Annotated in this window: 11 protein-coding genes and 1 tRNA gene; 1 reads left to right on the top strand and 11 read right to left on the bottom strand. The window is 58.4% G+C overall.

Going from position 1 to position 14,958, the window contains the following annotated elements; translation table 11 throughout:
• Window positions 1–2: 2 nt before the first annotated feature.
• The 9 genes from infB to ftsH form a co-directional block, all read right to left on the bottom strand.
• Window positions 3–2,546: a translation initiation factor IF-2 gene (gene infB, locus KYE_RS06255; RefSeq protein ID WP_008171535.1), complete on the bottom strand. Its 2,544-nt coding sequence runs from the start codon at window positions 2,544–2,546 to the stop codon at window positions 3–5.
• A gap of 18 nt (window positions 2,547–2,564) precedes the next feature.
• Window positions 2,565–4,058, bottom strand: coding sequence for a transcription termination factor NusA (nusA, locus tag KYE_RS06250; protein WP_008171534.1), 1,494 nt, complete (start codon window positions 4,056–4,058; stop codon window positions 2,565–2,567).
• Between the two features lie 55 nt (window positions 4,059–4,113).
• Window positions 4,114–4,575: a ribosome maturation factor RimP gene (rimP, locus tag KYE_RS06245; protein ID WP_008171533.1), complete on the bottom strand. Its 462-nt coding sequence runs from the start codon at window positions 4,573–4,575 to the stop codon at window positions 4,114–4,116.
• A 320-nt stretch (window positions 4,576–4,895) separates the two neighbouring features.
• Window positions 4,896–4,980: transfer RNA gene (locus tag KYE_RS06240), tRNA-Leu, on the bottom strand.
• Between the two features lie 7 nt (window positions 4,981–4,987).
• Window positions 4,988–5,368 (bottom strand): preprotein translocase subunit SecG, encoded by a 381-nt coding sequence (gene secG / locus KYE_RS06235; protein ID WP_008171532.1) that lies wholly within the window; start codon window positions 5,366–5,368, stop codon window positions 4,988–4,990.
• Window positions 5,369–5,392: 24 nt separating this feature from the next.
• Window positions 5,393–6,151: a triose-phosphate isomerase gene (gene tpiA, locus KYE_RS06230; RefSeq protein ID WP_081467510.1), complete on the bottom strand. Its 759-nt coding sequence runs from the start codon at window positions 6,149–6,151 to the stop codon at window positions 5,393–5,395.
• A gap of 75 nt (window positions 6,152–6,226) precedes the next feature.
• On the bottom strand, window positions 6,227–7,570 hold the full coding sequence (glmM, locus tag KYE_RS06225; RefSeq protein ID WP_008171529.1) for a phosphoglucosamine mutase: 1,344 nt from the start codon (window positions 7,568–7,570) through the stop codon (window positions 6,227–6,229).
• On the bottom strand, window positions 7,570–8,400 hold the full coding sequence (gene folP / locus KYE_RS06220; RefSeq protein WP_008171527.1) for a dihydropteroate synthase: 831 nt from the start codon (window positions 8,398–8,400) through the stop codon (window positions 7,570–7,572). The genes glmM and folP overlap by 1 nt, the downstream gene beginning before the upstream one ends.
• Before the next feature lie 95 nt (window positions 8,401–8,495).
• Window positions 8,496–10,436 (bottom strand): ATP-dependent zinc metalloprotease FtsH, encoded by a 1,941-nt coding sequence (gene ftsH, locus KYE_RS06215; RefSeq protein ID WP_264622558.1) that lies wholly within the window; start codon window positions 10,434–10,436, stop codon window positions 8,496–8,498.
• Window positions 10,437–10,822: 386 nt separating this feature from the next.
• On the opposite strand from ftsH, the gene yhbY reads away from it, so the two are divergent.
• Window positions 10,823–11,134 (top strand): ribosome assembly RNA-binding protein YhbY, encoded by a 312-nt coding sequence (yhbY, locus tag KYE_RS06210; RefSeq protein ID WP_008171523.1) that lies wholly within the window; start codon window positions 10,823–10,825, stop codon window positions 11,132–11,134.
• Between the two features lie 76 nt (window positions 11,135–11,210).
• Here the strand turns inward: yhbY and greA are convergent, their stop codons facing one another.
• Window positions 11,211–11,690 carry a transcription elongation factor GreA gene (gene greA, locus KYE_RS06205; RefSeq protein ID WP_075267597.1) on the bottom strand — a complete coding sequence of 160 codons (480 nt, stop codon included), beginning with the start codon at window positions 11,688–11,690 and terminating at the stop codon, window positions 11,211–11,213.
• 4 nt (window positions 11,691–11,694) lie between these two features.
• The gene (carB, locus tag KYE_RS06200) at window positions 11,695–14,913 is read right to left on the bottom strand and encodes a carbamoyl-phosphate synthase large subunit (RefSeq protein ID WP_008171521.1); all 3,219 of its coding nucleotides are present in this window, start codon (window positions 14,911–14,913) and stop codon (window positions 11,695–11,697) included.
• Window positions 14,914–14,958: the final 45 nt, after the last annotated feature.

Here is a 14,958-nt window from a genome sequence, read left to right as displayed (position 1 = left end):
CATCACGCGCCGGTGGACTCAAGCTTGCGCTCGACCCGGACGCGATCGAAAACCTCGATCTGGTCGCCGACTTTCACGTCGTAACCCTTAACGCCAATACCGCATTCCATACCGTTACGGACTTCAGGTACGTCGTCCTTGAAGCGACGCAGGGATTCCAGCTCGCCTTCAAAGATAACCACATTGTCCCGCAGAACCCGGATCGGCTTGTTACGGTAAACCGTGCCTTCAGTAACCATGCAACCGGCCACCTGACCAAACTTCGGCGAACGGAACACATCACGCACGTCGGCGATGCCAACAATATCTTCGCGGAATTCCGGTGCCAGCATGCCAGTCAGGGCTGCTTTCACATCATCAATCAGGTTATAGATGATGCTGTAGTAGCGCAGATCCAGACCTTCCTGCTCAACCAGGCGCTTGGACGCTGTGTCGGCACGGACGTTGAAACCGAAGATAACCGCATTGGTTGCCATGGCCAGACTGACGTCGGTCTCGGCAATACCGCCAACACCGGACGACACGATCTTGACCTGGACCTCATCGTTACCCAGGTCCTGCAAGGCCTTGGTGATGGCTTCCAGCGAACCCCGAACGTCGGTCTTGAGCACAACATTGAGGGTTTTGACCTCGTCCTTGCCCATGTTCTCGAACAGGTTCTCAAGCTTGGCGGCCTGCTGACGCTGGAGACGCTGCTCCCGCTCGCGGCTCTGACGGAACTCGGCCAGCTCTTTGGCCTTCTTCTCGTCAGCAACGGCGAAGAACTCGTCACCGGCATCCGGTGTTCCGTTCAGACCGAGGATCTCGACCGGAATAGACGGGCCTGCTTCCTTGACCTGCTTACCGGCTTCATCGGTCATCGCACGGACCTTACCGAAGTAGGAACCGGCCACAACCATGTCGCCCTGACGCAGGGTACCGTTCTGTACCAGGACAGTCGCAACGGAACCGCGGCCACGCTCAAGGCTGGATTCTACGACCACGCCCTTGGCAGGCGCATCGGTTGCCGCCTCAAGCTCGAGCACTTCTGCCTGAAGCAACAACGCCTCCAGCAGATCTTCAATGCCCTCACCGGTGTGTGCTGAAACAGGCACGAACTGAACGTCACCGCCCCAGTCTTCCGGAATGACTTCCATGCCCGCCAACTCGGTCTTGACGCGATCGGGATCGGCCTCTTCCTTGTCCATCTTGTTGATGGCAACAACGATCGGCACCCCGGCGGAGCGCGCGTGCTGGACGGCTTCCTTGGTCTGTGGCATCACGCCGTCATCGGCGGCAACAACCAGGACAACGATATCCGTGCACTGGGCACCGCGGGCACGCATGGCGGTAAAGGCCGCGTGGCCCGGGGTATCCAGGAAGGACACCATGCCGTGATCCGTTTCTACGTGATAAGCACCAATGTGCTGGGTAATACCACCAGACTCACCGGAGGCCACCTTGGTACGGCGGATGTAGTCCAGCAGGGAGGTCTTACCGTGGTCAACATGACCCATCACGCTCACAACCGGAGCCCGCTTGGTCTTTTCGCCGCCCTCGAAGGAGAATTCGCTCAGAACCTCTTCCTCGAACGCATCGTCGCTGACGGTCTTGGCTTTATGACCCAATTCCTCGGTCACCAGAACGGCAGTTTCCTGGTCCAGTGCCTGGTTGATGGTGGCCATGACGCCCATGCCCATCAGGGTCTTGATAACATCAGCCGATTTGACTGCCATACGCTGGGCAAGGTCACCGACAGATATCGTTTCCGGAATCTCTACTTCTCTGACCATTGGTTTGGTCGGCCTCTCGAAAGCATGACGCTTCTCTTTGGGTTTCTTTTTCGCACGCAGCGGCTTGCGCAGCGTGGTCTCTTCCTCATCCTCGGAGATAACCAGCGGCTCTTCCACCGGACGACTGCGAGGACCACGATGGCCTGCCTGCTTCTTCTTCGGCTTGCCCTCTTCGATCTCGTCGCCGCGCTCGCGAACTTTCTCTTTCTTTTTCTTCGGCTTCCGATCCTTGCCCTCGCCCTCGGGCGGCGGCATAGGCATATCTTCCGGAGCGGGAACCGGCTCGGGCTCAGGCTCTTTCTTGGGCTCGGCCTTCTCTGTCGGTTCCGGCTGCTCTGATGTCGCTGCCTCGGCCGGCTTCTCTGCCTCTTTCTGCGGCGCCTGCTCGGCGGCCACCTTCGGCGCTTCTTCCACCGGCGCTTGCTCAGGCTGCTGCTCTGCTACCGGCTCTTCCGGTTTCGGCGCTTCGGCCTCAGGCTGCAATTCAGCCCGCTTGATGTAGGTACGGCGCTTGCGAACCTCAACGTTGACGGTCTTTGCCTTGCCGGCCTTGAGCGTGGTGGTGGTCTTACGCTTCAGGGTAATCTTGCGCGGCTCGGCGTCAGCCTCACCGTGGGTCTTTCTCAAATAGGCCAGCAACTGCTGCTTCTCATCGCTGGAGACAGAGTCATTCTCGGAGCGGGCTTTCAGGCCAGCCTCCACAATCTGCTTCAGCAAACGATCCACGGGAGCGCCTACATCTTCGGCCAGTTGTTTTACCGTTACTTCAGCCATACTGGTCCTCCTCCCGAATTAAGCCTGGTCTTCAAACCAGGGGGCACGTGCGGTCATGATAAGCTGACCAGCACGCTCTTCATCCATACCTTCAATCTCAAGCAGGTCGCCAACCGACTGCTCTGCCAGATCTTCCATGGTGCGCACACCCATGCCGGCCAGTTTGAAGGCCAGGCTGCGGTCCATGCCGGCCATTCCCAGAAGATCGTCTGCCGGCTCGGCGCCCTCGAGCGCTTCCTCGCTTGCCAGGGCCTGATTCAACAGGACATCCTTGGCACGGCGGCGCAGCTCGGTGACGGTCTCTTCGTCAAAGCCCTCGATCGCCAACATCTCTTCCATCGGCACATAGGCCACCTCTTCAATAGAGGTAAAGCCTTCCTCGATCAGCACACCGGCAAATTCTTCATCAACATCCAGATTGCCAATGAAATGCTCGACAAGCCGGCTGTATTCCTGTTCCTGACGCTCACCGGCTTCTTCCTCGGTCATCACGTTCAGGGTCCAACCTGTCAGGTCGGTGGCCAGGCGGACATTCTGGCCGTTACGGCCGATTGCCTGTGCCAGGTTGTCTTCCGCCACTGCCACTTCCATGGTGTGCCCGTCTTCGTCCATCACGATGGACGCCACTTCTGCGGGGGCCATGGCGTTGATCACCAGCTGTGCCGGGTTGTCGTCCCACAACACGATATCAACGCGCTCACCGCCCAGCTCATTGGACACGGCCTGAACCCGGGAGCCACGCATACCAACACAGGCGACAACGGGATCAATACGGCGATCGTTGGTCTTCACCGCAATCTTGGCCCGGGAACCGGGATCACGGGCAGCGCCGCGGATCTCGATCAGATCTTCAGCAATCTCGGGCACTTCGATGCGGAACAGCTCGATCAGCATCTGCGGAGAGGTGCGGCTGAGAATCAACTGGGGACCGCGGTGATCCGTACGGATCTCCAGCAGCAGCGAACGCACCCTGTCACCCATCCGGAACGTCTCGCGGGGGATCAGGAATTCGCGGGGCAGCAGCGCCTCGGCATTGGCGCCCAGATCGACAATCACGTTGTCGCGAGTAACCTTCTTGACGGTACCCGACACCAGCTCACCAACGCGGTCGCGGTAGCTGTCCACAATCTTGGTGCGTTCAGCTTCACGAACCTTCTGGAAGATAATCTGCTTGGCAGCCTGGGCGCCAATGCGGCCAAAGGCTTCGGATTCGATTTTCTCCTCGTGGATATCGCCAGGCTTCAGGGCCGGGTCGATTTCCTCGGCTTCCTGCAGGGTGAGCTCAGTGCCCAGCGCAGGAACGGCATCGTTATCCACCACCAGCCAGCGGCGGAAGGTTTCGTATTCGCCGGTTTTCCGGTCGATTGATACGCGGATATCCGCCTCTTCGTCTTCAAAGCGTTTTTTGGCAGCGGTGGCCAGTGCCAGCTCGATCGCTTCAAAAATCACATCCTTCTCGACACCTTTCTCGTTCGAGACGGATTCAACCACCAGCAAGATCTCTTTACTCATTGGATTGCCCTGCCCTTAAAATCAACTGTGCGTCCACGGACTTTATTCAAATCGTTCACTCAAATACCGGCACGATGTGGGCTTTTTCAATGCTGTCGAATGGCAGCAGATACTCGTGATCATCAACGACCACAACCACATCATCACCTTCCACGCCTTTGATCAGCCCCTGAAACTTCCGGCGACCTTCAAATGCCATCCGGAGACGAATCTGAACCTGATGACCAACAAAGGCCTCGTATTGCTCTAGACGAAACAGCGGGCGATCCATCCCCGGGGATGAGACCTCCAGTGTGTATTCGGTCTGGATGGGATCTTCCACATCCATCACACCGCTGATCTGGCGACTGACTTTCTCACAGTCGTCGACTCCGATGCCGTTTTCGGCATCGTCAATAAACACCCGTAACAGGGAATGATGGCCCTGCGAGCGGAATTCAATGCCCCAGAACTCATACCCCAGACCTTCCACCACGGGCTGAAGAATGTCTTCCAGTTGCTTAAGCTTGGCTGACAAGTTGTGCCTTCTCCGTTATCAATTTACCGGCCCCAAAAACAAAAAAAGGGCTGTTTTATCAGCCCTTTTTATGCACCAGGGCCCTTTGCGCCAGGCCCCTTAATCAAAAAGCCCCTGACAATGGGGCCTTTTGTTGCAAGAACTCGCAGGAAGCAAACCGGTGTACCGCTTCCTGCTGACAGACACCTGGCCTGCCAGAAACCCGCCAGCACCAAGCGGCAGGTCCCAATATCCGCCGGAGTATAGAGACGCCGGACAGACTGGTCAAGGACTAACCAAAAAAAACGGCCTGGAAACTCCAAGCCGTTTTTCTTCTAATATGGTGCCCGGGGCCGGACTCGAACCGGCACGGCTTTCGCCACTACCCCCTCAAGATAGCGTGTCTACCAGTTTCACCACCCGGGCAACATTCTTACTCGAGTTCAGGGAGATCAGACTCCCCACCCTCGGCTTCGCTGGCTGCGGCTTCGCCATTGTCAGCAGCGGTATCAGCAGGGGCTGCGCTGCTGGATTCCTGAACAACAGGAATACCGGCTTCGCCTGCCACTTCGGCACGCTGCTTGGCAAAAATCGCCAGCGAGAAACTTGTTACAAAAAATACCACTGCGAGCAGAGTCGTGAAGCGGGTGAGAAAGCTACCGCTACCCTGACTACCAAACACAGTCTGCGATGCACCACCACCAAAGGCAGCGCCGGCATCTGCGCCTTTGCCCTGCTGGATCAGCACCAGACCCACCAGCGCCACCGCGATCACCACGTGCACAACGACTACCAGCGTTTCTACCCAATCCATAACGACTCTCGCGAACCTTTAAATTCAGGTACCCGCCGGAACACTCCGGCAAATACTTACAAAATCTTCTGCTTTGAGCGACGCTCCGCCGATCAAACCGCCGTCAATATCCGGCTCGGCAAAAAGAGCGGCTGCATTATCCGCTTTTACACTGCCCCCGTAAAGGAGGGAAATCTCATTGGCCGGCGCGCCCATCTCTGAAAGCACCTGCCGAATCGACGCATGCATTGCCTGCGCGTCCTGTGCCGTAGCGGTTTTACCTGTTCCGATCGCCCAGACAGGCTCATAGGCAACCACTACACGCTGCCACTGCTCGCTTGTGACCGTCGCAAGGCCGGCCTTTACCTGGGCGGCAACAACGGTCTCGGCCTTACCAGCCTCACGCTCTTCCAGGGTTTCACCAACACAAACCATGGCCTGGAGCCCGGAAGCGAGAATGCGACCGACTTTTTCGGCCACTGCAGCGTCTGTCTCAGCGAAGAGCTGGCGACGTTCGGAATGACCGACCAAGACGTATTGACAGCCCTGATCCAACGCCATGTCCGCGGAAATCTCACCGGTGTAGGCTCCGGACGCCCATTGCGCCACGTTCTGAACACCGACCGACAGTACATCGCCTGCGCTGGCAACTACGTCCGGGACGTAAATAGCGGGAGGAATGATAACAACCTCAACGCCATTATCAAGAGAGGCCGCCTGGGATCGCACATCGCTTACCAGCGTTTGTGCCAGGTCTTTTGACCCGTTCATTTTCCAGTTTCCGGCTACAATCTTCCGACGCATAACAGTTCCCGAACGTTAGGGAGGGCGAACTATACAGCACTCCCTCCCGGCAGACAACCGCCTGAAAACACAAAATTAAGCGGTGGATTTCTCCACAACTTTTGCCAGTTCCTCGACTACCCGAAGAATCTCGCTGGCGTCCTGCCCCTCCGCCATCACACGGATCAGCGGCTCTGTGCCAGAAGCCCTCAACAGAATCCTGCCGGAACTGCCCAGCTCGGTTTCGGCCTTGCGCACCGCAGCTACGATATCATCACGACTGAACGGATCGAAACGCTGCGCCACCCGAACGTTGATCATTTTCTGGGGGAGCTTGCTCATCCCCTTCCGCAGATCCGCAAGGGTTTTCCCGGACTTCCACACCGAAAGAAGGACCTGCAGCGCCGAAACAATACCATCACCGGTACTGGTGCAGTCGCGGATAACCATGTGGCCAGAGCCTTCGCCACCGAGCACCCAGTTGTTGGCGAGCAGCCGCTCCATCACGTAACGGTCGCCGACTTTTGCACGCTCGAACTCGATTCCGATTTCATTCAAAGCAAGCTCGACACCCAGATTGGTCATCAGCGTACCGACCACACCGCCTTTCAGGCGATCCTCGGCAAAGCGTTGGGACGCGATGACGTAGAGCAGCTCATCGCCGTCGACCTCGGATCCGTCCCGATCCACCATCAGAACCCGATCGCCATCCCCATCGAATGCGATCCCCAGATCAGCGTTTTTTTCGATCACTGCTGCCTTGAGCGCCTGCAGATGAGTGGAGCCAACGTTAAGGTTGATATTGAGCCCATCGGGATCGCCACCGATAACCGAAACCTTGGCCCCAAGCTCCCGAAATACCTTGGGGGCCACGTGATAGGTGGCGCCATGGGCACAGTCCAATACGATATTCATGCCGTCGAGCGTAAACTCATTGGGCACAGTGCTCTTGCAGAATTCCACATACCGGCCCGGCGCGTCGTCAACGCGGGAGGCCTTGCCCAGCTCAGTCGGGCCACAAACCTCAATGGGCTTGTCCAGCCAGCGCTCGATCTCGGCTTCAAGAGCATCGTCCAGCTTGGTGCCGGCCGCTGAGAAGAACTTGATGCCGTTGTCGTGGTGGGGATTGTGGGAGGCGCTGATCACAATGCCGGCCGAAGCGCGGAAAGTGCGAGTCAGGTAAGCGATTGCCGGCGTTGGCATCGGACCAAGCAGCTTTACATCCACACCCGCCGCCGCAAGGCCAGCCTCAAGGGCCGACTCAAACATGTAACCGGACAGGCGAGTATCCTTGCCGATCAGTACGCTGTTGCGCTGACCATCGCGCTTGAAGGCCTGGCCCGCAGCCCAGCCAAGTTTCAGCATGAATTCCGGCGTTATCGGAAACTCACCCACGTGCCCGCGAATACCGTCCGTACCAAAGTACTTTCTCTCGGACATTAACCTGCCTCCTTCACTGCCGCCACCACACGGATAGCGTCCACTGTTTCCCTGACATCGTGCACACGAATAATACTGGCACCCTTCATGGCCGCTATTGTCGCGGCCGCAAGGCTCGCAGGCAACCTTTCATTCACCTCACGGCCAGTGATATGGCCCAACATGGACTTCCTGGAAACGCCAACCAGCAGGGGATGCCCGAGGATGTGCATCTGCTCAAGGGAGGCCAGCAACTGCAGGTTGTGCTCAAGGCTTTTCCCAAAACCGAAGCCGGGATCCAGCAGGATGTTTTCAGGGCGAATTCCGGCCTGCTCCGCAACGCGGATGCGCTCGGTCAGAAAAGCACTGACTTCCCGACGCACATTCCGGTACTCGGGACGATCCTGCATGGTATCCGGCTCCCCCTGGATGTGCATGATGCAAACCGGTATGCCCGCTTTTGCAGCCACTTCCGGAGCACCGTCACGCTGCAGGGCCCGCACATCATTGATCAGGCCGGCCCCGAGTTTTGCCGTTTCAGCCATCACTTCCGGCGCACTGGTGTCTACCGAGATAACCGCGTCGAGCTCCCGGGCTGCTGCCTCAACCACCGGGCAGACCCGGTCCAGCTCTTCCTGCAACGACACGGGCGTGGCACCCGGGCGCGTGGATTCACCACCGATGTCGATAAACGTGGCGCCATCGGCAACCATTTGCCTGGCCCGGACGAGAGCCGCATCCGGCCGGTTATATTGGCCACCATCGGAAAACGAATCCGGTGTTACATTCAGAACGCCCATCACGTGGCAGCGGGACATATCCAGTTCCCGCCCGGCAAAATTCATTTTCATGGCAAACCTTTTTCACAATGACAAAAACAAACGCCGCCCGGAATCCGGGCGGCGCAGGGAACTACACTCTTTTTATAACCAAAAGCTGCTAGCCGTCAGTGCTCTCCGGCCGGCCGGCCAACGCCGGGATGACGACCGTCATCGGAAGCCTTTGGCTCCGGCGCCGTCTCAGGCTCGTCGGCCTTGACACCACCAGCGGGACCACTGTCTCCCCAACCTTTCGGCGGGCGAGGTGTGCGGCCTTCCATGATGTCATCAATCTGGTGACGGTCGATGGTTTCGTACTTCATCAACGCGTCGGCCATCATGTCGAGCTTGTCCCGGTTATCGACCAGAATCTGCTTGGCTTTTTCGTAGCAGCTGTCGATGATGTTGCGAACTTCCTCATCAATGCGCTGGGCCGTTTCCGGTGAGTACACCGTCTGGGACTGACCCGCAGACCGGCCGAGGAACGGCTCTTCGCTGTCGGTATCATACTGCAACGGACCCAGCTTCTCGGACAGACCCCAACGGGTCACCATGTTGCGGGCCAGACTAGTCGCCCGCTCGATGTCGTTCGAAGCGCCGGTCGTCACACCATCAAAGCCCAGCGTCAGTTCTTCCGCGATGCGGCCACCGAACAGACTGCAAATCGAGCTGATCAGGAAGCGCTTGCTATGGCTGTACTTGTCTTCCTCGGGGAGGAACATGGTGACACCCAGAGCGCGGCCGCGCGGAATGATGCTCACCTTGTACACCGGATCATGCTCCGGCATCAGACGACCCACAATAGCGTGGCCAGACTCGTGATAAGCCGTATTCCGCTTTTCTTTCTCGCTCATCACCATGGACTTGCGCTCGGCGCCCATCATGATCTTGTCTTTGGCAAGCTCGAACTCTTCCATGGACACGAGACGCTGGTTGCGACGGGCCGCGAAGAGCGCCGCCTCGTTGACCAGGTTTGCGAGGTCCGCACCGGAGAATCCGGGCGTGCCACGAGCGATCAGAACCGGCTCGACGCCGTCCGCCAGGGGCACTTTCTTCATGTGCACCTTGAGGATCTGCTCACGACCAATGATGTCTGGCAGGCCAACAACAACCTGACGGTCGAAACGGCCCGGGCGCAACAGTGCCGGGTCGAGAACGTCGGGACGGTTGGTAGCGGCAATTACGATAACGCCTTCATTACCCTCAAAACCGTCCATCTCAACGAGCAGCTGGTTGAGCGTCTGTTCACGCTCGTCATGACCGCCACCCATGCCGGCGCCACGGTGGCGACCAACAGCATCGATCTCGTCGATGAAGATAATGCAGGGGCTTTGCTTCTTGGCCTGTTCGAACATGTCACGAACCCGGGAAGCACCCACGCCCACGAACATTTCGACAAAGTCAGAACCGGAGATGGAGAAGAAGGGCACCTTGGCTTCGCCGGCAATAGCCTTGGCGAGCAGGGTTTTACCCGTACCCGGCTGACCAACCATCAGGACACCTTTGGGGATGCTGCCGCCAAGACGCTGGAATTTGCTGGGATCTCGCAGGAAATCCACCAGTTCCTTAACATCTTCCTTGGCTTCATCAACACCGGCCACGTCCGCGAAGGTGGTCTTGATCTGGTCTTCGCTCATCAGACGCGCTTTACTCTTGCCGAACGACATGGGGCCTTTGCCGCCACCGCCCTGCATCTGGCGCATGAAGAACACAAACAGTGCGATGATGATCAGTATCGGAAACGCGGCTACCAGAAGCTGTGTCCACAGGCTCTGGCGCTCAGGCTCCTTACCGATAACCTCAACGTTGTTCGCGAGCAGATCGTCCATCAGCTTGTTGTCAGACACTTGAGGACGGATTGTCTGGAACTGGGAGCCGTCACCACGGGTACCCTGAACCTGCAACCCATCGATTGTGACCTGACGGACCTGGCCTTCCTGGACCATCTCCACAAACTGGGAATAGTTGACTTGTTGGCCGGTGGTGGTGGGAGAAAAGTTCTGAAACACCATCAGCAGCACGGCGGCTATAATTAGCCAGAGAACCAGATTTTTTGCCATATCGTTCAAGGATCATCACCTGTGAATTGTAGGGTTAACCTTTCTCAAAGCACCCTTTTCTGACACCTTACACCAATTGTACGCCCGTCCACCAGAAACGGCCCATCCGTATCGGCCACACGCAGCACACAGTTTTTTAATGAAAAGTCGCCTTAACCTTCATATTGGGCGCCATATCTGAAATTACAACAGCAACCCTCAATACGCCCCCAATTCCGCGAACCTTTTGACCCTTGCCACCCGGATTGGTTCCTTCTGCTTGCTGCCCCCACGTCGATACGTGTTAACGGCCATTCTTACAGCGGAACGATCTGTTACAATTCGTCGATTATACGTTCAAGTCAGCCTTTCCGCCGCTGACCTTTTGTTAATTGCACCAATAAAGAGATTACATCATGAGTCTTTCACCGGAACAGCGCCGGGAATACCGGGCGATTGCCCACAACCTCAAGCCCGTCATCATTGTTGGCGACAAAGGCCTTTCCGAGGGACTGCAGGAAGAACTCGAGCGCGCACTGAATGATCATGAGCTGATCAAGATCAAGGTGGCGAGCCAAGACCGGGAAACCCGGCACGAGGCGATCACCGCGCTGTGCGAATCCTCTGGCGCCGAGCTCGTCCAGACCATCGGCAAGATCGCCGTAATACTGCGCCGGGCCAAAAAGCCGAATCCCAAGCTCTCCAACCTGTTGCGCCACAAACACTGATCCGCCCGGAACACAGAAACAAAAAAGCCGGCTCGGGAAAACCCCAGCCGGCTTTTTTCGTTCAGCACAGACGAGATCAGATGTACTCGACCTGCTCAATCTCGTATTCCACGGTACCGGAAGGCACGCGAATGGCGACCACATCGCCCTCGCTCTTGCCTACCAGCGCCCGCGCAATCGGTGAGGAAATCGACAGCTTGCCTGCCTTGATATCCGCCTCATCCTCACCAACGATCTTGTAGATCACCTGTTCGTCCGTATCCATGTTAAGCAGGTGTACCGTGGTGCCGAAGATCACCTTGCCGGTATTCTCGATGGTGGTCACATCGATTACCTGAGCGGCTGAAAGCTTGCCCTCGATTTCCTGGATACGGCCTTCAATAAAGCTCTGCTGCTCGCGGGCAGCATGATATTCAGCGTTCTCTTTCAGGTCGCCGTGCTCCCGGGCATCGGCAATCGCCGCAATAACCCGGGGACGATCCTCGGACTTCAGCTTCTGAAGCTCCTCGCGGAGGCGGGTCTCGCCCGCCTTTGTCATCGGTACTCTGTCAGCCATAGTCTCACTTTCCTGCGTGAAGATCCTGGAGGCGGCGTACAGTGCGCTCCGGGCCGAACTTGATGGCCCGGCAGAAGGCTTCGCCGCCCGCCAGTGTTGTTGTGTAGGTTACCTTGGTCTGCAACGCCGACTGGCGGATCTGGGCCGAGTCGGAAATGGCCTTGCGACCTTCAGTGGTATTGATGATCAGCTGAACCTGTCCGTTCTTGATGGCGTCCACAATATGCGGACGGCCTTCACGGACCTTGTTCACCCGATCAACCTTGATTCCGGCCTCTTTCAGGGCCTTGGCGGTGCCGGTGGTAGCCACAAGCTTGAAGCCGGCTTCGACCAGATCCCGGGCCACTTTTGCGGCGCCGGGCTTGTCAACATCCCGCACAGACATGAACGCAGTGCCCTTGGCCGGCAGACGCTCACCAACAGCCAACGCGGCTTTGGCGAAGGCTTCGTCGAAGCTGTCACCCAGGCCCATGACCTCACCGGTCGATTTCATTTCCGGCCCAAGGATCGGATCCACCGCCGGGAACTTGTTGAACGGGAACACCGACTCTTTCACCGCATAATAGCTGGGGATGATTTCCTGGGTGAACTCCAGCTCTTTGAGGGTCTTGCCAGCCATCACCCGGGCCGCCACCTTGGCCAGGGACACACCGATGGCCTTGGACACGAACGGCACGGTACGCGAGGCCCGCGGGTTTACCTCGATCACGTAGATCTCGCCGTCCTGCCAGGCCAGCTGCACGTTCATCAGACCGACCACATCCAGCTCGATGGCCATCTTCTTGACGGCATCGCGCATTTCGTCCTGAACCTGCTGGGACAGGGTGTACGGCGGCAGCGAGCAGGCGGAGTCACCGGAGTGAACGCCGGCCTGCTCGATATGCTGCATGATGCCACCAATGACCACGTCTTTACCGTCGGAGATGGCGTCGATGTCCACCTCAATGGCGGCGTTCAGGAAGTGGTCGAGCAGCACCGGGCTGTCGTTCGAGACCAGCACTGCGTTGCGCATGTAGCGAACCAGTTCTTCCTCGTCGTAGACGATTTCCATGGCACGACCGCCCAGCACGTAAGACGGACGCACAACCAGCGGGTAGCCGATCTCTCTGGCTGCCAGGATGCCTTCCTCGTGGCTGCGCACGGTAGCGTTTTCCGGCTGCTTCAGGCCCAGGCGGGTGATCATCTGCTGGAACCGTTCCCGGTCCTCGGCACGGTCAATGGCGTCCGGGCTGGTGCCGATGATCGGCACACCGGCCGCTTCCAGGCCACGGGCCAGTTTCAGCGGGGTCTGGCCGCCGTACTGCACAATCACGCCCTTGGGCTTCTCGACGTGAATGATTTCCAGCACGTCTTCCAGGGTGATCGGCTCGAAGTACAACCGGTCGGAGGTGTCGTAGTCGGTGGACACGGTCTCCGGGTTGCAGTTGATCATGATGGTTTCGTAGCCGTCTTCACGCATGGCCAGGGCCGCATGCACACAGCAGTAATCGAACTCAATGCCCTGGCCGATCCGGTTGGGGCCACCACCGATCACCACGATCTTCTCGCGGTCGCTGGCGTCCGACTCGCACTCTTCCTCATAGGTGGAGTACATGTACGCGGTGTCGGAGGCAAACTCGGCGGCGCAGGTATCCACGCGCTTGTACACCGGGCGGATATCCAGATCGTGGCGCAGCTTGCGCAGGCTTACCTCGGAGATGCCCAGCAGTTTCGCCAGGCGGGCATCGGAGAAGCCCTTGCGCTTGAGACGGAACAGGGTGGCCTGGTCAATGTCGGCCTTGCCGGCACTCTTCAGCGCCTGCTCTTCCCTGATCAGGTCCTCGATCTGCACCAGGTACCAGGGATCCACGTGGGTATGCTCGTGCAGGTCCTCCACCGTCATGCCAGCCCGGAAAGCGTCGCCGATGTACCAGATGCGGTCGGCACCGGGCACGTTCAGTTCGCGGGTCAGGGTTTCCCGGGAATTCTCGGAATCCAGGTCTTCGAGTTTCTCGTCAAAGCCTTCGGAGCCCACTTCCAGGCCGCGCAGGGCTTTCTGCAGGGATTCCTGGAAGGTGCGGCCAATGGCCATGACCTCACCCACGGATTTCATCTGGGTGGTCAGGCGGGCATCGGCCTGGGGGAATTTCTCGAAGGTAAACCGGGGGATCTTGGTGACCACGTAGTCGATGGACGGCTCGAACGAGGCCGGGGTGACGCCACCGGTGATTTCGTTGCGCAGCTCATCCAGGGTGTAGCCTACCGCCAGCTTGGCCGCGACCTTGGCGATCGGGAAGCCGGTGGCCTTGGAGGCCAGCGCCGAGGAGCGGGACACACGGGGGTTCATCTCGATGACGACCATGCGGCCGGTGTCCGGATTCATCCCGAACTGCACGTTGGAGCCGCCGGTTTCCACACCGATTTCACGCAGGACTGCCAACGAGGCGTTCCGCATGATCTGGTATTCCTTGTCGGTGAGGGTCTGGGCCGGGGCCACGGTGATGGAGTCACCGGTGTGCACACCCATGGCATCGAAGTTCTCGATGGCGCAGACAATGATGCAGTTGTCGTTCTTGTCGCGGACAACTTCCATCTCGTACTCTTTCCAGCCGATCAGGGATTCGTCGATCAGCAGTTCGTTGGTCGGGGACAGATCCAGACCACGGGTACAGATTTCCTCGAATTCGTCGCGGTTGTAGGCGATACCGCCGCCGGAGCCGCCCATGGTGAAAGACGGGCGGATGATGCACGGGAAGCCGATGTCGTCAGCCACTTTCCAGGCTTCTTCCATGGAGTGGGCGATGGTGGCCCGCGGACACTCGAGGCCGATCTTCTTCATGGCCTTGTCGAAGCGGTCCCGGTCTTCGGCTTTATCAATGGTGTCGGCGTTGGCGCCGATCATTTCCACGCCGTGCTTTTCCAGAATGCCGTGGCGCTCGAGGTCCAGGGCGCAGTTCAGCGCGGTCTGGCCGCCCATGGTGGGCAACAGCGCATCCGGCTGCTCTTTCTCGATGATCTTCTCGACGGTCTTCCAGGTGATCGGCTCGATGTAGGTGGCATCGGCCATGACCGGGTCGGTCATGATGGTTGCCGGGTTGGAGTTAACCAGAATAACCCGGTAACCCTCTTCGCGCAGCGCCTTGCAGGCCTGGGCTCCGGAGTAATCAAACTCGCACGCCTGCCCGATCACGATGGGGCCGGCGCCCAGGATCAGGATGCTTTGGATGTCGGTACGTTTTGGCATGTCTTGGTAAACCTGTCAGCAACTTTTGAATTCTGGCAGCGCAAC

It is taken from the genome of Marinobacter manganoxydans MnI7-9, assembly GCF_000235625.1.
Classification (GTDB): Bacteria; Pseudomonadota; Gammaproteobacteria; order Pseudomonadales; family Oleiphilaceae; genus Marinobacter; species Marinobacter manganoxydans.
This window is presented reverse-complemented; position numbering and strand designations above follow the sequence as displayed.

Bases quoted from the DNA above. Each gene is read 5' to 3' on its own strand.
- tpiA (WP_081467510.1), bottom strand. From the start codon at position 6,151: ATGCGTCGGAAGATTGTAGCCGGAAACTGGAAAATGAACGGGTCAAAA.
- folP (WP_008171527.1), bottom strand. From the start codon at position 8,400: ATGAAAATGAATTTTGCCGGGCGGGAACTGGATATGTCCCGCTGCCAC.
- greA (WP_075267597.1), bottom strand. From the start codon at position 11,690: ATGGCTGACAGAGTACCGATGACAAAGGCGGGCGAGACCCGCCTCCGC.
- yhbY (WP_008171523.1), top strand. From the start codon at position 10,823: ATGAGTCTTTCACCGGAACAGCGCCGGGAATACCGGGCGATTGCCCAC.
- secG (WP_008171532.1), bottom strand. From the start codon at position 5,368: ATGGATTGGGTAGAAACGCTGGTAGTCGTTGTGCACGTGGTGATCGCG.
- glmM (WP_008171529.1), bottom strand. From the start codon at position 7,570: ATGTCCGAGAGAAAGTACTTTGGTACGGACGGTATTCGCGGGCACGTG.
- infB (WP_008171535.1), bottom strand. From the start codon at position 2,546: ATGGCTGAAGTAACGGTAAAACAACTGGCCGAAGATGTAGGCGCTCCC.
- nusA (WP_008171534.1), bottom strand. From the start codon at position 4,058: ATGAGTAAAGAGATCTTGCTGGTGGTTGAATCCGTCTCGAACGAGAAA.
- carB (WP_008171521.1), bottom strand. From the start codon at position 14,913: ATGCCAAAACGTACCGACATCCAAAGCATCCTGATCCTGGGCGCCGGC.